Origin of the sequence: Microcosmobacter mediterraneus (assembly GCF_031846265.1) — a bacterium.
In the GTDB taxonomy this organism is placed as follows: domain Bacteria; phylum Bacteroidota; class Bacteroidia; order Flavobacteriales; family Flavobacteriaceae; genus Microcosmobacter; species Microcosmobacter mediterraneus.
The window spans coordinates 295,663-314,705 of the sequence record NZ_JAVRIA010000002.1; the positions used below are offsets into that span (position 1 = coordinate 295,663).

The following is a 19,043-nucleotide window of genomic DNA, read 5'->3' on the forward strand; positions in this document are numbered from 1 at the left end:
TTTAATTTTTAAGTGTTAATTATGAACAAAAGTAAGTTGTTAAATCTTATTAACAAAGACAAATATATAAAAATATTGATATTACCCTTATAAATAGGGCTTTTTCATAAATTTAAATGATCTCTAAAGCTCCACCGACTTTTTTAAACGCAGCTATTGCCTTGTCTAAATGTTCCTTAGCATGTGATGCTGATAGCTGAACTCTAATTCTCGCTTTTCCCTTTGGTACTACGGGATAGAAGAATCCTATAACATAAATCCCTTCTGCTAAAAGCATATTTGACATGGTTTGAGAAAGCTTAGCATCATAGAGCATTACTGGTACAATAGCAGAATCACCATTAATGACATCAAAACCCGCTTCTATTAATCCATTTTTAAAATAATTGGTATTCCACTCCAACTGATCTCTTAAAGATGTGTCGTTAGCTAACATATCAAATACTTTGATGGAAGCACCAACAATGGCAGGTGCTAAAGAATTAGAAAATAAATACGGTCTAGAGCGTTGACGTAACATTTCTATGATTTCTTTTTTACCAGTAGTGTAACCTCCCATGGCACCTCCTAGAGCTTTACCTAGAGTTCCTGTAATAATATCAATACGATCTATCACATTTTTTTTCTCTAAAGTGCCTCGACCTGTTTTTCCAATAAATCCTGTGGCGTGGCATTCGTCTATCATAACCATAGCATTATATTGTTCTGCTAAATCACAAATTTTATCTAAAGGCGCTAATAATCCATCCATTGAAAACACACCGTCGGTTACAATAATTTTAAACCTGTTATTATTTGCATTGGCTTCTTTAAGCTTTTCCTCTAGGTCATCCATGTTGTTGTTTTGATAACGATATCTAGCTGCTTTACATAATCTTACACCATCAATAATTGAGGCATGATTTAAAGAATCTGAAATTATAGCATCTTCCTTACCCAATAGTGGCTCAAAAACGCCTCCATTAGCATCAAAAGCCGCAGCGTATAATATTGTGTCTTCTGTACCGTAAAATTCTGCTATTTTCTGTTCTAAGGTTTTATGAATGTCTTGAGTTCCACATATAAATCGTACCGAAGACATCCCAAAACCATGTGTATCCATTGTATCTTTAGCTGCTTGGATAACCTCTGGATGTGAGGATAAGCCTAAATAATTATTTGCGCAAAAATTAAGAACAGTTTCGCCTGTGCTTAGGGTTATCTCTGCACCTTGAGAAGAGGTTATAATGCGTTCTTCCTTAAAAAGACCTTCACTCTTTATGTTTTGTAACTCTTGTTGTAAATGTTCTTTTATAGTTCCGTACATGGTGTTTTTTTACAAATTTAAAATTCTTTTATGGTAACTTCCTCATTTATATAGATTAGAATTTTACGTAAAACCTTAACTCCCATCTGTTCAATGATTTTCTGATAATTTAGGAGTTGGTTATCATGTTTCACATTATGTTCTCCAGTCTTATAATCTATTAAAACTGATGTGTTTTCTGACATCATTACTAATTTATCTGGCCTTATAAATTCACCTTTATCAGTCATAATATCTTTTTCATTATAGACCTTTAGTTTATTATTAAAATAGACACATAGTTTAGGGTGCGTACATATTTCAGTAATTAAACTATCAAATACTTTATATTGATTTTTATCAATTTTGCCTGTATCTACATAACGATTGAGAACAAATACAATATCATTTTGAGTTATAATATTTGCCATAATATCATGGATAAGATTACCACGTTCAATAGCTTTTTGTTGAGTAGTATCCCAAAGTAATCCGGATTTAGTAACGATATTGATATCGTGCTCCGATATAGAACAAGAGATGAATTCATCTTGAACAGTAGTTGCAACAGAATCTAAACTAGGAGTTGTTTTGTTAGTTTTAGCACCAAACGAATAAGAAACTTTATTGGCATCCCATAATCCTTCTTTTTGCAAATAATTAATTAAATGTCCTGCATAAGTAGTAGTATTAGGTTCTTGATTTTTATTTACATCTAGTTTTGAAATTATATACAATTGTTCTTTAGCTCTGGTTAATGTTACGTAGAGTAAGTTAATATTATCTAACTCTAATTCGGCCTGGTGGCTATTGTAAATTTGCTCACCAACAGCTCCAAAGTATTTGATGTCTTTATTATAATTTATCAATGTTTTTTCAAATCCTTCATAGTCTTCATCGCTTAAAGGAAACCATGTTTTGGCATCTTTTTCTCTGTAAATATCAATCTCTGCAAAAGGATAAATAACCACAGGAAACTCTAAGCCTTTTGACTTATGAATAGTCATAATTTTAACGGCATCTAAAGCTTCTGCTGAAGTAATTGCTAAATTATTGTCTTTGAGTTGAAAGTATTCTAAAAACCCATTGATGTCATTTCCTTTCTTTTCTGAAAAGCTAAAAACTTCATTTAAATAAGACTGTAAATACGCATCAACATTTTTGGGCTCTATAAATGTTCTTATTAATAATTCTACCAAATCATATAGTGATAAAAGTTGTAGCTTTTTAAATTCTATCGTAAAACCTAAATTATTAAGTTCTTTAAAAAAGGATTCTTGCTCTTCATTTATGAACTCTTTAAAAAAGTTGTGTGGGTTTTCAATTTTTAAACGTTTTGAAATAAATTGTAACACTACTATTTTAGCTTCAAGATCTTCAGGTTCCACTATAAATTTTAATACATTATTTATAAACCTTACCTGGTCTGAATTTTTAAGCAACAGTGTTTCAGAGGATAAAATTGACACACCTTTAGATGATAAATATTCTGAAATGGCTAAACCTTCTGCTTTTCGTCTCACTAATACTGAAATATCTTTTTTATGATAACCAAGCTCTAAAGATTCGATGATTCTATCATAAACCTTTTCTGAATATAAGAGATACTTATCATCATCCTTAGCTAAATCTAAAAATTCAATATTAACATAACCTTTAGTGCTATGATAAGGTTTTTGAGTTGCATCTTTATATAAATTACTATAAACCTGATTAGAAAATAGGTGATTAGCTATGTAATTAAAAAAACCATTGTTAAAGTTCACAACAGCTTCACTACTCCTGTAATTAGTGTTGAGATTAACTAAATTTTGCTCTATAGAAAAAGGGTGTTCTGTTTTATTAAAAAGATTAATAAACTGTTCAGCATAACCTCCTCGCCATCTATAAATAGCTTGCTTAGCATCACCAACTAGAAGTAAAGAACCTCTATCTCCAAACTGCTCTTGTTCTAACGCATTAGAAACTAAAGGTTGTAAATTTTGCCATTGTAATTGTGATGTGTCCTGAAACTCATCAATAAAGTAATGTTTGTATTTTTCGCCTAAACGCTCATAAATATAAGGTGTTGGTTGGTCTTTAATTTCATTGCTGATAATAGTATTAAATTCAGAAATTAAAAGTTTGTTATCCTCTTCTTTAATTCTGTTTAGCTCAGTATTAATAGCATTTAAAACTGATAATGGTGTGATGGTTTTATAAATAGCGTTTAAAAACTTGAAATTAAATACTGCTAATTTTGATGCTTTAAAACTTTTAGCTAATTGAGGTTGAATAGCCTTAACGACCTCAGCAATATCATTAGTAACACGTTTAGGATAAAGTACTTTTGTTTCGATGTCATTCTGCCATTTGGCTTCAAAATTGATGTTGTATTTTTTATAAGCTAGATTAGAAAAATGTTTTGGTAAATAACTTCCTGAAAAATCATTAAACTCTAATCCGCTTTCATCTATTAAAGTCAGTGCACTCTCTGCTTCGCTTACAATTTGTAGGTCTACTTGTGCAATTTTATGAGATAAATAAGTTCTTAATCTACCAAAATCTTTTAGTGTTTTGTGCTTTAAATCATCAACATGTTTTAGGTCGTTTTCATTCACTAAAAGTTTAGCTATTTTCTTAAAATCGTAACCAATATCCCAACTTTTATCATCATCTGCTTTTTCAATAGAAAAATCAACTAAAAGTTTTGTAAGCACCTCGTCTTCTCCTGCCTTTAATAATAGATTTTCAACAGCCTTTTGTAATAAACTATCCTGATCTAATTCTACTTCAAAATTACCAGGCAATTGCAAATCATGTGCAAATGTTCTAATTAACCTGTGGTTAAATTTATCAATAGTAGATACATCAAATGAGGCATAATTATGAAGTATGGTTTCTAAAATTAATTTAGATTTTGATCTTAAATCCTCGGAAGTCATATTTAACTCCTCGGATAATACCTTAAACATTGGATCAGAATTTACTGATGTTTCTAGTTTAGAAAATGTTTTCAAATTCTCCAATATTCTAGATTTCATTTCATTAACTGCCTTGTTAGTAAAAGTTAATGCTAATACATATTTAAAATAAAGCGGATTTTTTGCCGAAAGGATAAGCTTTAAGTACTGTTTAACCAAGGTGAACGTTTTACCGCTTCCAGCTGATGCATTGTATATGGTAAAGCTCAAATTATTCAATCAATGATAAATTTTATAATCAAATAAAGAATCTTAATAATTCATTATCTAAAATTTTCTTACAATGTCGTAAATTTGATAGAAATTAAATAATAACTTAAAACAAATATTATGGCTTTTGAATTACCAAAATTAAAATATGCTTACGATGCTTTAGAACCACATATTGATGCGCGCACAATGGAAATTCACCACTCTAAACATCATAATGGTTATACCAATAAACTTAATGCAGCTATTGATGGCACTGATTTACAAGATAAATCTATAAACGATATCTTAACAAATTTAGATATGTCTAATGCTGGTGTAAGAAATAATGGAGGTGGATTTTACAATCACAGCTTATTTTGGGATGTTATGAATCCTGAAGATAGAGGTTACCTTTCTGGAGAATTAAAAGATGCTATAGAAGCTGCTTTTGGTTCTAAAGACTCATTTATTGAAGCATTTTCTAAAGCAGCTGCAACTCAATTTGGTTCTGGTTGGGCTTGGTTGTGTGTTCATAAAGGCGGAAAAGTAGAAGTATGCTCTACACCAAACCAAGATAATCCATTGATGCCAGGTGTATCTTGTGGCGGAACTCCAATTTTAGGATTAGATGTCTGGGAACATGCCTATTACCTCAACTACCAAAACAGAAGACCAGATTATATTTCGGCCTTTTTTAATGTCGTAAACTGGAACGAAGTTGAGCGTCGTTATTCAGAAGCAAAATAAATCATAGTATACAATACCACCAAAAAGCTGTCAGAAAATAGACAGCTTTTTGATTTTTAGGTCATTATTTAATAATTTGCACAAAAAACAAATTGCTCTTATGAAACTTTACTTGTCACTAATTTGCATGTTTTTTTCTTTGCTTGTTTTTGGGCAAATATCCTTCCAGGAAAAGGCCACGGAACTTGGTATAGATTTTTCTTGCGGGACTACTTACATTGGTAATGGAGTTACTTTTTTTGATGCAGATGGTGATGGTTGGGACGATTTAACTTTTGCGACAGCAGATAGTGAGAACATTCAATTTTTTAAAAATATAAACGGATCCTTTGTGCTTCATAGCTTAAGTGGAGTATCCGTTAATTATCAAACTAAACAGATAAATTGGGTAGATTTTGATAACGATGGCGATAAAGATCTTTTTGTAACAAGCGATCAAGATTTAAATCGTCTTTTTGAAAACCAAGGTGATTTTACATTTATTGACATTACTGAAGCAGCTGGTTTTCCTAACTTCAGTTTTTTTACTTATGGTGCTTCTTGGGGCGATTACAATAACGATGGTTTTTTAGATGTTTTCTTAACTAATAGAGACGAAACTGTTTTAACAACAACGCCAAATTTTTTATACAGAAATAATGGTGATGGTACATTTACTGATGTATCTGTAGAAGCCGGGTTCGATAGTGATAAGCATTTGAGTTTTTGTTCTGCTTTTATAGATTATGATAAAGACGGCTGGCAAGATATTTATGTTTCTAACGATAAACTTGTGCATTATAATTTAATGTACCACAATAATGGAGATGGAACGTTCACAGAAGTAGGTGAGGCAACAGGAACCAATGTCCTTATTGATGCCATGACAGTTACTGTTGGTGATTTTGATAACGATAGTTGGTTTGATATCTACGTAACAAATCTTGGGCCAAGTGCATTTTTAAAAAATAATGGTGATGGTACATTTACAGATGTTGCTGAGAGTACTGGTACTGAATTTAACAGTACTGGTTGGGGAGCAGCTTTTTTAGATGGTGATAATGATACTGATATAGATCTATACGTCAGTGGTTCGTTATACAATCATCCTATATATCCTTCTGCGGCATTTTATGAGAATATGAATGATGGTACATTTACCGAACCTGAAAACGCAGGATTTGATGATGATGAAGGTTATAGTCATTCTAATGCTATTGGTGATATAAACAATGATGGTCTAGCTGATTTTGCAGTGACTAATACCAATGACCAAAATGTGTTTCTTTGGGAAAATACAAACACCGAAAATAACAATTGGATTAAAATTAATCTTGAAGGTACAACTAGTAATAGAGATGGCATAGGAAGTACTATAGAACTGTCTTGTGCTGGTAATGTTATGTATAGATACACACATTGTGGCGAGGGTTATTTATCCCAAAATTCGGGTACTGAGTTTTTTGGATTAGGAAACGGAACCAATATTGAATATTTAAAAGTTAAATGGCTAAGTGGTATTGAAGATGTATTTTTTAATGTCTCAGTAAATCAGGTGTTAAATGTCGTAGAAGGATCTTCATTATCGGTCAATGAATTTAATAGTATAGATGTTAGTTTAACTCCAAATCCTGTTAATTCTATTTTTAAGCTAAACTCTAATACCATTATTTCTGAAATAGCAATCTATAACACTTTAATGCAGCGTATTTATTCAAATTCTGAAAACGCACTCAATTTTACTATTGATGTCTCAGAGTTTCAATCTGGTGTATATTTCCTTCAACTTAATGCAGAAGGTAGAGAAAAAACCATTCGATTTATTAAGGAATAAATAAATCAAAGTATTATATTTTAAGACTATGCTTTAAAATCTATAGCCTAAAGTTATTCCTATTTTGGCCACAATTTCATCTCCTTTATCTGAATTAAATAAATTGCGCCCAATTCCTAAATTAAGTTCTCCTGTCCATCCTTTTCTTGTAAGCCATTTTCCACCAACACCAATTCCTAGAGCAAAATCTGTGACAAATTCACTCTGAGGTGTTGTAAATAATGGTAAATCATTATTTCGGTTTGTTGAGTTTAACATTCCAAAACCTTCTAGAAAAAACCCAGCTGCGTATTTTTTTCCAAAGTAAAATCTGTAATATGGAGATATATAATATTCTATATTCGCTTTAATCTCGCTATCAAAAGGAACTAAGACTGATAATCCAAAAGACGATTCTTCATTAATAGTGCGTTCATAACCAACTTCAAAAGAGCCAGCAACTAATAATAATGCATTAAGTTTAACTTCATTAAAATTCCTCTTTGTTAAATCGTCTTCTAGTTTATCTTGTGAAAACGATTGAAATATAAACAAACAACTAATAACAAATAATGTATACTTTTTCATAAGCTCATAATATAAACATATTAATTAGATGTGTAATTTTCTATTTGGTTGCGCAAAAAAACTAATAATTTTTAAAAATACGCTCTTAATTGTACAGTTCCTGTATGGATAACTTTAGATGTTTCTGTTTTACGACCAAAATAGTTTAAGTTTAAATCTAAAAACTTGGTCAGTTTTTTTTGCGCTAAAACACTCCATGTGAAATTATTGCCAGGTTGCAACCCTTCTAATATTTGATAAGCAACTGGTGTATTTGCATTGCCATTATAAGTGTTACTAAAGAAATTAAACTCTCCTGTTAACGCTATTTTTTGAGCATTGTTGTAGGTAAAGGACAAACCATAATTATTTTGCTCTAACGACTCTAAATCACCAATAGCATTATCTTTTGTGGTGAATTTATAGAAGACATCAAAACGCGCATTTTCATTGAATAAGTAAGAGAGTTTAGGCTCAAATCGTAATTCTTCTAACTCAAAGTTTCTACTCGCAAAATTCTCATTTAAACTTTCATTTTTAGAGCTACTCCCTTCAAATGTTAATAACCACGATTGGGCAAATTTATGATTAAAATTGAGTTGATGACTTTGTAATGCGTTTTCTATACCTCCAATAGAAAGTAAGCTTAAACTTTTATTACTCAAGTAAGTGTAAGATGTTGTGAAACGTTGCTTACCTCTATTATAGAATAAAACATTTCTAATACTATTATTAATGGACAAAAAGCCTTGCTCAATTGCATCGTCTGCCAAAGCATCTAAAGGGTTTAAATTAAATTCATTATCTGCTCTTAAACGTTTACTATCTATTAAAAAAGAGGTTTGGTTATAAAAATGAGACCAGAATTTCTTTGATGAGTTTTCTGAGCCAGACCATTGTTGAGGATTAAGTGTTAAGGTTTGGCTAAACCGGTTTTGATGTGTTTTTACAAAGACCTGATTAGGCAGTAGAACACGTATATAATTACCTTCGTCTGCAAATTGGGCTATTTCAAATTCATTGAGTTCTTGTACACCATTGTTGTTATAATCTATCCACGTGTAAGTGCCTTGTCCTGCTTCTACCTCTACATAAGTAAAATCCTGTTGAGGTAAGGTTCCTGAGTTAGTTTCAAAAACCGTGTTCCATAACACTATGTTCTTAAATAGTTTCTGATTAAATGTTAGCCTAGAATTCAAAGACTGTTCATCTTCAACAGAATTATCTTCATTCTTCAAACTTCTATAATTAATAAAGAGGCCTAAATTTGTTTTTTCATTCTGAATTAATCTTGATTTTAAATAATAGGTGTTAGAGGTATTTACACGCTCTACTCCATTTCCTCTTAAACTATCGTTAACTCTAAATTTATATCCAACCTCTGCAAATACTGCAGTACTATCTCCAATACCTGTAAATACTTCATAAGATGTAAACTTTTGGCTCAGGTTGGTGAGCTCATTTGTAGCTAAAGTTTTTTGCTCGCTATCTTCCAAGGCTACTTTCGTACCAACCCATTGCTTTTTAAAGCCGTAAACAGCTCTATTAAACGAACGAAAAAATGTGGATTCTGATAAGGAACTTCTATTACTTAGTATGCTCGATGTTGTAAACAAATGAAGCCCTTTTAATCTCAGGTTAGCAAACAAATTGTGTCTATTACCATTAAAACTTTCGGAAAAGTTAAGATGCTCAAACGTGTAGTTTGCTGTGCCTTTTTGTGAATGAGATAAATTAACTCCAGAAGAAAGTAGCACTTGGTTTCCTGTTGGGCTATCTAAATTCCAATCTCTATTAAACTCAGCTCTGTATAATCGCTGTATTGTTCTAAAGTTTTTTTGAATATAATCTGAGTCTGCAAATGCTGATAAATTCCATAAACTATCAGATTGTATTAACTGCTGACTTATTTTAAGTTTACCAGCAAAACCATCGTTATCATTATCACCTATATCCGAAAATAAATTTAGATCATTTTTACTTCCTGCAGCTTCAAAATAAATAGCAGTTTTTTCTGAAGGCTGATAGGTTCCATTAACTACAGCAATCTGTAATTTCTCTGGCGCTATAAGCTGAATAATTGGCTCATAATTTCCTTGCGGAATACCATTTACTGGAGATACAAATTCAAAAATATTACTCACAGCATTAGAGTTGCTAAGAATGTAATTACCTTGATTATCGCCAACTAATGTAAAACGTGCACTAAACAACTCATCCTCAGGATTGGTTGAAAATACTAAAGCCTCAATACCATCGATAATCTCTTTTCTGTAAAGAATTCTATTTTCCGAAAACGTTTCAGGTGAATCTGATGGCGCAACCATTAAACTAGTATCATCTCCTGCATTAGCTAATATCTGTGTTTGCTCTGTAGATAAATTTTGTTGTAAAGGCTGATTTTTAGCGTCATTTTCTGAAAACACCGAAACATTAAGCTTTAATTTTTCAGTGTTGTAAGCAGCACCTCCAAATACTGTAAACCTGGAATAATTGCGCTCACTAAACTGATAATCTACAGTAATTCGCATTTCAGATGTAATTGGAAACGTGGAGTTAAAAATGAGTTCTCCTGCATTATAATCTATAATATAATCTTCATTTTCTCCACGTTGTAAAGGAATTCCGTTAACATAAACCGTTTCGCTACCAGAAACTATTAAAACAAATAATTCATTATTTGGTCCTCGCAGTTTATAAGGACCTTGATTGCCTTCTTGGGCTATAAATTGGCTTGTAGTCCACTGACCTCTTACTAAAGCGCCTGAAGCAAAAACATGTGTTTTTTCACTTAAATTTACATCAACTAACAAGCCCTGAACACGTTTAGTGAAATTAGCAAAATAACTGTTTGCATTTGTTAAATCAATATCACCAGCTCTTATACGCCAATCATCACTTAATAATTCTATAAACACTTGGTCAAATTCATCTAAGCGCTGTGAGTAACCACTTTCTTGCAATGGAATGTTTGCATCTTGTATAGAGGCTCGTAAAGTGACCTTTTCGCTAAGCTTCCCAGAAATCTGGAGGTCTAGCTCGCTATTTAATACCGAATTCTGATTGTTACCAATAGTAACACCTCTAGAGATACTTCCAGAAGTATTTAAACCTTCAAAAGGTGTAAATGTTCTATTTAGTGTGGATTGATTAAGTTTATATAAACGCTGAAGGTTATCTGTATTATCTACAATAACTTTCTCATCGAGTTGTTTGTAGGTCTTTGTAAGAAACTCTGGGTATCTTAAATACTCAACAATAATACTGTCTGTAGGAACTTGTTTTTTAAATACCAAAAGCGCCTTTGAAAAATCTATGATATAATAAGAAGAGTCTAAAACCACATTGGTTTTAGTGGTTAATTTAAATCGGGATGAATTAATACTTACCGAGTCTAATTTTATAGAATCTTTTACGATTAGTTTTTTTGTTCTCAGAGTTGATGTCGTTGTCTGAGAAAAAACAACACAACCAAACATTATAAACAATAAACGAATAGCAATTTTCATCAATTAATTAACTCAATAATGCCTTAAATAGTATTGCGTTAAAAGCAGTTTAAAACCTTAGGGTAAAAGTACAGTATTATTTATTTTAGCTAAAATTTACTTAAACGGTTAAATTTTAAAGGATACTATTAAAAAAACTTAAAGCAGTTTAATCAAAACATTAACATGAAAATAATCTCATATAACGTTAACGGCATTAGAGCAGCTATGAAAAAAGGCTTTACAAATTGGTTGTCTGCTGCAAATCCTGATGTCATATGCTTACAAGAAATTAAAGCTTTAGAAGAGCAAGTTGATATAACTGAATTAGAAACCGCAGGATATAAATTTAATTATTGGTATAGCGCCCAAAAAAAAGGCTATAGTGGTGTTGCTATTCTTTGTAAAAAAGAACCTAATCATATAGAGTATGGAACAGGAATTGAAGCTATGGATTTTGAGGGCAGAAACCTTCGTGTCGATTTTGGAGATGTTTCCATTATGAGCATGTATTTACCTTCAGGAACCAATGATGCACGACTAAATTTTAAGTTTAAGTATATGGACGATATCTTAGAATACTATACAGAGCTAAGAAAAGAAAGACCAAACCTCATTGTTTGTGGTGATTATAATATTTGTCATGAAGAGATTGATATTCATAATCCAAAAATGAAAGGTGTATCTGGATTTTTACCAGAAGAACGTCAATGGCTTGGCTCTTTTATAGATAGTGGATTTATAGATAGTTTTAGATATTTACATCCTGAAAAACAAGAATATACTTGGTGGAGTTATAGAGCAAACGCAAGAGCAAACAACAAAGGTTGGCGATTAGATTACGCTATGGCAACACAACCCTTACAAGAAAAATTAAAACGAAGCGTTATCTTATCTGATGCTGTTCATAGTGACCATTGCCCAATATTATTAGAACTAGATATTTAGTATCGAGAAGTCTTAATTAACACTCTAAAAAACAGAACTCAAATGATAAAAAAACTTGTATTATTAGCATTACTTTTTTCAATAAATACCTCTTGTGTTTCAAAAAAGATTTATACTGAATTAGAAGATAAATATGCTAATCTAAAACGAGAAAACAGTGGCTTGGAAGATGAAAATGAATCGCTTCTGAAATCTAAAAATGGACTTCAAAATGAATTAGACGCACTACAATCGGCTTACGACAAAGCCGTTAAAGAGCGTAATCAACTTCAAAATGAATTAGCTGCAACAAAGACTAATTTAGATAACTTGAAAGCATCTTACGATGCCTTAGAAAAAAATAGTTCTGCAGCCATAGCTGAAAATTCTCAAAAAAACAGAGAGTTATTAGCACAATTAGAGGCTAAAGAACAAGCCTTAGCGGCAGAAAGTGCACGGTTAGAAAATCTTAAAAAAGAACTTGAAAACAGGTCGAAACGTGTTGCTGAGCTAGAGAATGTAATAGCTTCAAAAGATGCTGCAATGCGTAAATTAAAGGATGCTATTTCAAAAGCCTTAACCAATTTTGAAGGTAAGGGCTTAACGGTAGAACAGCGCAATGGTAAAGTCTATGTGTCCATGGAAAATAAGTTGTTATTTCAGTCTGGAAGTTGGTCTGTTGGTGCCGAAGGACGACAAGCGGTACAACAACTTGGTAGCGTGCTGGCCCAAAATCCAGAAATTGCTATTCTTATTGAAGGCCACACAGATAACGTACCTTATAAAGGTAACGCACAACTGAGTGGCAACTGGGATTTATCTACAAAACGCGCCACAGCCATTGTAAACATTTTACGTGAAAACGCTGCCATTAATCCTGAAAACCTTACAGCAGCTGGTCGTGGGGAATATGCACCAATAGCAGCAAACGACTCGCCTGAAGGTAAAGCCAAAAACAGGAGGATAGAGGTGATTTTAACACCAAAATTAGATGAGATTTCTAAGTTGTTGAACGAGATTTAAGTGCAAACATTAGCGCTTGTCATTCAGAGTGAAACAAAGTGAAGCGAAGAATCTAAAATAAAAAAAGTGGAGCAGTGATTTCTCACTAGTTTGCTTCGCAATATGCTTTCAATTAAAGTATACTTTAATTTCAGTAGCCTTCTGAATGACATTGAGTGCAATTGTCATTCAGAGCGAAACAAAGTGAAGCGAAGAATCTCAAATAAAAACCTTAACACATTTTTAGACCTCACAGGTTTTAAAAACCTGTGAGGTCTTCTTATTTTTGTCATTCCTGCGCAGGCAGGAATCCACTTTAATTACACAATGTTTAAATAAGATTACTGCTTTAACGGAAATTAACATGAAATACACAACACTACCAAACACAGATATCAAAGTCAGCAAAATTTGTTTAGGCACCATGACTTGGGGAAATCAAAATACCCAAGATGAAGGCTTTGCGCAAATGGATATGGCTTTAGATAAAGGTGTTAATTTTTTTGATTGTGCTGAACTTTACCCTGTACCAGCTACTGCAGAAACCTATGCAGAAACCGAACGCATCATTGGTAATTGGTTTTCAAAAACTGGTCATAGAGATAAAGTAATACTCGCTACAAAAATTGCTGGTACTGGTGACTATACAGCGCACATAAGAACTACTGGTTTTAGTAAAGAAGCTCTGCAAGAAGCCGTTGATAATAGCTTAAAACGTTTACAAACCGATTATATAGACTTGTACCAATTACATTGGCCAGAACGTGAAACCAATACCTTTGGCGTTCGTGATTATAAGCATAATTCTAATGATCCATGGAAAGATAATTTTAATGAGATTCTACATTCATTAAACGATTTTGTGAAATCTGGTAAAATAAGACATGTTGGTATTTCTAATGAAGGTGCTTGGGGAACTATGCGTTACCTAGAAGAATCTAAAAATAGTAATCTACCAAGACCTGTTACTATTCAAAATGCATACTCTTTGTTATGCAGAACTTTTGAAGGTGATTTAGCCGAAATTGCTCATAGAGAAAATATAGGCTTACTAGCATACTCTCCAATGGCATTTGGCGTGCTTTCTGGTAAATATTTAAAGGGAACTGCTTCTGATAATGCACGTTTAAAATTATTCCCGCGATTTGCAAGATATAGCAGTGAACAATCAACAAAAGCTACAAAACGCTATTTAAAAATTGCCGAAACATATAATATGAGTTTAGCACAAATGTCCTTAGCATTTGTTAATCAGAGATCATTTTTAACAAGCAATATTATAGGAGCTACCACACTAGAGCAACTGGAAGAGAATATTAATAGTATTCATATAGATTTAGATGCGGAAATTCTTGAGGCTATAAATGCAGTGCACTCAGAAATTCCTAATCCAGCACCATAATTAACGTAAGGCAAAACCTTTAGCTGCCCACCAAGGATGAATTTCAATTTGTAATCTCCCTGCTTTTACCGCAGGATCTGAATTGGCTAGACTATCTGCCATATGTTGAGTTGGAACATTGTATATGGTAATGCCTCTAATGTCGCCTTCATCATCAAACGGACCTGAAATATCTGCATAACCAAGTTCGTACATTTTGCCAAGATGTTCTAAATGTTCCTCTTGTAACTGTGCAGCTTCTTCTTCATTTTGATTACGTATAGGCCCTGTTTTAAGAAACGCTATGTAATAACGTTGCATGATTATTGTATCTTGAGTTTTTTCATCAACATAATCAAAAACCTGAAACCCTTTTTCGGTAAGCTCTTTCTTTAAATTGGCTGTCGACTTTTTTAGAACGTTTGGTTTAGATGCTTTATCATTAGCATGATCTTCTGAGTGATGATTCTTATCCTTACTATGTTGCTCTTCTGTATGATTAGAATCTTGAGTTTTTGAATGCGTTTGATTTTCATCTTTACAACTTACCAAAAAGCAGATAACAAAAAGTGCTATTAAAATTTGTTTCATGGTTGATTTGTTTTAGTTATTCCAAATGTTAAACGGTTGTTTACTTAGCTGAGAATTATAGTACTTAATATCACCTGTAACTTCTTTTCCTAGCCATTCTGGTCTAGGGAAGTCCTCGTTTTCGGAGTTTAACTCCACCTCAGCAATGATAAGGCCTTCATTATCTAAATTAAATACATCTATTTCAAATGTATGATTTTCAACCTTTACTAAATATCTTGTTTTATCAATTTTAACATCTTCGCATAGTTCTAACAAGTCTAATGCATCTGGTTTTGATATCTCTTTTTCCCATTCAAAACGCGATAATCCATCTCCAGAGCTTTTACCTTTTACTGTCATAGTACCTACGTCGTCTTTTAAACGAATTCTAACCGTTCGTTCTGGATTTGTGCTTAAAAACCCTTGAACAATCTTAACACTTTTAAAGGCTTGTTCTTTAAAAGTGTTGTTATTAACTAAAAATTTACGTTCTATTTCAATCATAAATAATTAAAAGCCATTTAATGGCTAAATTTACATGATGTCAGTTGATTTACCAATACGAAAAATAATTCATGTAGATATGGATGCATTCTATGCTTCTGTAGCGCAAATGGACAATCCTGATCTTAAAGGTAAACCTATTGCAGTTGGTGGAGGCGGAAAACGAGGAGTTATTAGCGCTGCTAGTTATGAGGCTAGAAAATTTGGAGTAAAAAGCGCTATGTCTGGGCGATTGGCAGAAAAACTGTGTCCGGATTTAATCTTTGTAAAAACTGATTTTGAACGTTATAAAGAATTATCATATCGTATACGATCTATATTTTTTGATTATACGGACTTGGTTGAGCCTTTATCTATGGATGAAGCCTACCTTGATGTTACAGAGAATAAAAAAGGAAACCCAAGTGCAACTTTAATCGCTAAAGAAATTAGACAGCGCATCTTTAATGAAGTAGGATTGACTGCATCTGCTGGAATTTCTATTAATAAGTTTGTAGCTAAAATTGCAAGTGATTATAATAAGCCTAATGGTCAAAAAACAGTAAATCCTGAGGATGTGCTTCTGTTTTTAGAAGACTTGGATATTAGAAAATTTTATGGTGTTGGTAAAGTCACGGCAGAAAAAATGTATCAAAAAGGTATTTTTACAGGTAAGGATTTAAAAGCTAAAAGTTTAGAATATCTCGATGAAAACTTTGGTAAATCTGGTCGTTACTATTACCATGTTGTTCGTGGCATTCATAACAGCGAAGTAAAACCAAACCGTATACGAAAATCTCTGGCAGCTGAGCGCACATTTAGTGAAAACTTATCATCAGAAATTTTTATGCTAGAAAAACTAGAGCATATTGCCATGGAGGTTAATAAGCGCTTATCTAAGAGTAAGGTTGCTGGTAAAACTATTACACTGAAAATAAAATATAGTGACTTTACACTACAGACTAGAAGCAAAACCTTACCGTATTTTGTGAGTGATACAAGTATTATTTTAGAAACTGCAAAACAACTACTCTACCAAGATAAATTAAAAAACTCTGTTAGGCTGCTAGGTATTTCTTTATCTAATTTGAATACAGTTAAATCCTCCTATACTAAAGCTACTAAGGATAAAGAGAAATCTGTTAGCGTTCAGTTAAAGTTTGAGTTTTAATCCATTGAATTACTTAAGTTTATAAGACTAACGTAAACCACCAAAACATGAAACCTTTCAATGTTATTCTTTCTATATTTTTAGTCCTTTTATTTTTTTCATGCAAAGAAAAAGAAGTAAAAAAGGACAAAACGGTTAAAGCTGAAACAACCACAGAACAAAAAGAGGGAGTTCAGCCCTTTGCAGAACACATCTTTTCACAGTTTACAAATGTTAGAGATTTCACTTTAAATACTGATGAAACTGAGGCTTACTTTACATTACAAAGTCCTGCGAGAGAATTATCAGTAATCATGAAAATGGAAAGGAAAGACAATACATGGCAAGAGCCAGAAATTAGTGCTTTTTCAGGTCGATATACCGACTTAGAACCTTTTTTATCACCTGATAATTTAAAACTCTATTTTGTATCTAATAGACCTATTTCTAAAGATAGCACCAACACAAAAGATATGGATATTTGGTATGTAGAGCGCACTAGTAAAAGCGCTTCATGGTCTCAACCAAAAAATATTGGAGCTCCAATAAATACTGAAGAAGATGAATTTTATCCTGCAGTAGCAAGCAATGGTAATATTTACTTTACTACGATAAAGAAAGAACTAGAATCTGCCGATGATATTTTTGTTAGTAAATGGGAAAATAACACCTATACAGAACCAACTATTTTAGGAGAAGGCGTAAATACTAAAGGAGCAGAATATAATGCCTTTATTGCACCTGATGAATCTTACATTATATTTGGAGGCTGGCGACGACCAGATGCGCTAGGCTCTGGTGATCTGTATATCTCTAAAAATATAAACGGAATATGGACTAAAGCAGAAAACCTTGGGGATAAAATTAACTCTAAATATATGGAGTTTTGCCCTTTTGTAAATAAAGGTACACTTTATTTTACAAGCCGAAGAAGTAATGTTGAGATGAAAGAAAATGGTTTTACTAATGAAGAATTAATCTCTGAAATTAATAAATATGATAATGGAGCCAGTAGAATTTATAAAGTAGATTTTAATAATTTAAGCAACTAATAACTACAGCTATTAATCTCAGTTACTCGCAATGTATTGACCATACCCTTTTCTTGTATTGGCATCGCTGCTAAACTCACCAACATATCGCCAACTTCTAAATATCCTTTTTTACAAGCTATAGCATTAACATCTTCAATCGTTTCGTCTGTGCTTACAAACTTATCGTAAAAGAAAGCCTTAACACCCCAAAGCAAACTTAGTTGCGTCAAAATACGCTTGTTGGAGGTAAACACTAATATGTGAGCAGAAGGTCTCCAAGCCGAAATTTGAAAGGCTGTGTAGCCACTATTGGTTAAAGTAGAAATGGCTTTTGCATTAATCTCATTAGCCATATTTGCTGCATGATAACAAACTGCTTTTGTAATATAACGCTTGGTTCTAATATGAGGTGGCGATTGTGGCACTTCTATAAGATGAGAATCCTCAACGCTTCTAATAATATTAGACATTTGTGTAATCACTTGTACAGGATATTTACCAACAGATGTTTCGCCAGAAAGCATAACTGCATCTGCACCATCCATTACAGAATTGGCCACATCATTAACCTCAGCACGCGTTGGTGTTAAGCTCGTAATCATGGTTTCCATCATCTGTGTAGCGATAATTACTGGTATTCTAGCACGTTTAGCTCTTAACACTAATTGCTTTTGAATGAGTGGTACTTCTTGAGCAGGAACTTCTACTCCAAGATCACCTCTAGCAACCATTAAACCATCACAATAGGCAACAATTTTATCAATGTTTTCAACAGCTTCTGGTTTTTCTATCTTAGCAATGATAGGGATTTTATGATCTGTATGTTCTTTTATTAAATCTTGAAGTTCAATAAGATCCTCAGCATGCCTTACAAAGGATAAAGCAATCCAATCCACGTCTTGACTTATTGCAAAAATAGCATCTTCAATATCCTTCTCAGTTAAAGCAGGTTGGGAAATAGCTGTATTAGGAAGGTTTACACCTTTTTTAGATTTTAACGGTCCACCTTGAATAACTTTTGCCTTTACTTCAGTTTTACCATCTGTTGAAACGACTTCAAAAATCAACTTACCATCGTCTAACAAAATACGTTCACCTGGCTTGCAATCTTTAGGAAAACTATCATATGTCATATAGACGCGTTCCTTGGTACCTTCAAAGGATTTACCTGTTGCAAAAATAATTTCGTCACCAGGATTGACGACAATATCACCTTTCATAACACCTACTCTAAGTTTAGGGCCTTGAAGGTCAGCTAAAATAGCAGCATTAAAACCAAACTCATCGTTGAGTGATCTTATCATAAAAATACGCTCTTTTACATCTTTGTAGTCGGCATGTGAGAAATTAATCCTAAAAACATTTACACCTTCGTGTAACATGTCTTTAAGCACTTCCTTTTTACTTGTTGCTGGACCTAAAGTTGCAACGATCTTGGTTTTCTTTTGGTTAGGCATAA

14 protein-coding genes are annotated in these 19,043 nt (G+C 32.7%); 7 read left to right on the plus strand and 7 right to left on the minus strand.

The features are described 5' to 3' along the window. Positions 1-112 precede the first annotated feature (112 nt). Positions 113-1,306: a glycine C-acetyltransferase gene (gene kbl / locus RM697_RS04775; RefSeq protein ID WP_311426720.1), complete on the minus strand. Its 1,194-nt coding sequence runs from the start codon at positions 1,304-1,306 to the stop codon at positions 113-115. A gap of 17 nt (positions 1,307-1,323) precedes the next feature. Continuing rightward, positions 1,324-4,458, minus strand: a complete 3,135-nt coding sequence (locus RM697_RS04780; RefSeq protein WP_311426721.1) for a UvrD-helicase domain-containing protein — start codon at positions 4,456-4,458, stop codon at positions 1,324-1,326. A gap of 120 nt (positions 4,459-4,578) precedes the next feature. On the opposite strand from RM697_RS04780, the gene RM697_RS04785 reads away from it, so the two are divergent. Together RM697_RS04785 and RM697_RS04790 are read left to right on the plus strand one after the other, a co-directional pair. Then, the gene (locus RM697_RS04785; protein ID WP_311426722.1) at positions 4,579-5,187 is read left to right on the plus strand and encodes a superoxide dismutase; all 609 of its coding nucleotides are present in this window, start codon (positions 4,579-4,581) and stop codon (positions 5,185-5,187) included. Positions 5,188-5,287: 100 nt separating this feature from the next. Beyond that, the gene (locus RM697_RS04790; RefSeq protein ID WP_311426723.1) at positions 5,288-7,000 is read left to right on the plus strand and encodes an FG-GAP-like repeat-containing protein; all 1,713 of its coding nucleotides are present in this window, start codon (positions 5,288-5,290) and stop codon (positions 6,998-7,000) included. A gap of 33 nt (positions 7,001-7,033) precedes the next feature. Here RM697_RS04790 and RM697_RS04795 read toward each other — a convergent pair whose 3' ends face one another. Then, the gene (locus tag RM697_RS04795) at positions 7,034-7,567 is read right to left on the minus strand and encodes a DUF3575 domain-containing protein (RefSeq protein WP_311426724.1); all 534 of its coding nucleotides are present in this window, start codon (positions 7,565-7,567) and stop codon (positions 7,034-7,036) included. 71 nt (positions 7,568-7,638) lie between these two features. Continuing rightward, positions 7,639-11,055 (minus strand): DUF8818 domain-containing protein, encoded by a 3,417-nt coding sequence (locus RM697_RS04800; RefSeq protein ID WP_311426725.1) that lies wholly within the window; start codon positions 11,053-11,055, stop codon positions 7,639-7,641. Positions 11,056-11,220: 165 nt separating this feature from the next. On the opposite strand from RM697_RS04800, the gene RM697_RS04805 reads away from it, so the two are divergent. The 3 genes from RM697_RS04805 to RM697_RS04815 all read left to right on the plus strand — a co-directional run bounded on the left by RM697_RS04805 (position 11,221) and on the right by RM697_RS04815 (position 14,365). Then, positions 11,221-11,982, plus strand: a complete 762-nt coding sequence (locus RM697_RS04805) for an exodeoxyribonuclease III (RefSeq protein ID WP_311426726.1) — start codon at positions 11,221-11,223, stop codon at positions 11,980-11,982. 42 nt (positions 11,983-12,024) lie between these two features. Then, positions 12,025-12,984, plus strand: coding sequence for an OmpA family protein (locus RM697_RS04810; RefSeq protein ID WP_311426727.1), 960 nt, complete (start codon positions 12,025-12,027; stop codon positions 12,982-12,984). Positions 12,985-13,327: 343 nt separating this feature from the next. Continuing rightward, complete coding sequence (locus RM697_RS04815) at positions 13,328-14,365, plus strand: aldo/keto reductase (RefSeq protein ID WP_311426728.1); 1,038 nt, start codon at positions 13,328-13,330, stop codon at positions 14,363-14,365. On the opposite strand, the gene RM697_RS04820 is transcribed toward RM697_RS04815, so the two are convergent. Then, on the minus strand, positions 14,366-14,935 hold the full coding sequence (locus RM697_RS04820) for a YciI family protein (RefSeq protein ID WP_311426729.1): 570 nt from the start codon (positions 14,933-14,935) through the stop codon (positions 14,366-14,368). It lies immediately after the preceding gene. 12 nt (positions 14,936-14,947) lie between these two features. Then, complete coding sequence (locus RM697_RS04825) at positions 14,948-15,421, minus strand: CYTH domain-containing protein (protein WP_311426730.1); 474 nt, start codon at positions 15,419-15,421, stop codon at positions 14,948-14,950. A 37-nt stretch (positions 15,422-15,458) separates the two neighbouring features. On the opposite strand from RM697_RS04825, the gene dinB reads away from it, so the two are divergent. Continuing rightward, complete coding sequence (gene dinB / locus RM697_RS04830) at positions 15,459-16,571, plus strand: DNA polymerase IV (protein WP_311427029.1); 1,113 nt, start codon at positions 15,459-15,461, stop codon at positions 16,569-16,571. 47 nt (positions 16,572-16,618) lie between these two features. Beyond that, a complete protein-coding gene (locus tag RM697_RS04835) occupies positions 16,619-17,602 on the plus strand; it encodes a TolB family protein (RefSeq protein ID WP_311426731.1) in 984 nt (327 codons plus the stop codon). On the opposite strand, the gene pyk is transcribed toward RM697_RS04835, so the two are convergent. Then, positions 17,599-19,041, minus strand: coding sequence for a pyruvate kinase (gene pyk, locus RM697_RS04840; protein WP_311426732.1), 1,443 nt, complete (start codon positions 19,039-19,041; stop codon positions 17,599-17,601). The two genes, RM697_RS04835 and pyk, sit on opposite strands and share 4 nt — an antisense overlap. Between the last annotated feature and the right edge of the window lie 2 nt (positions 19,042-19,043).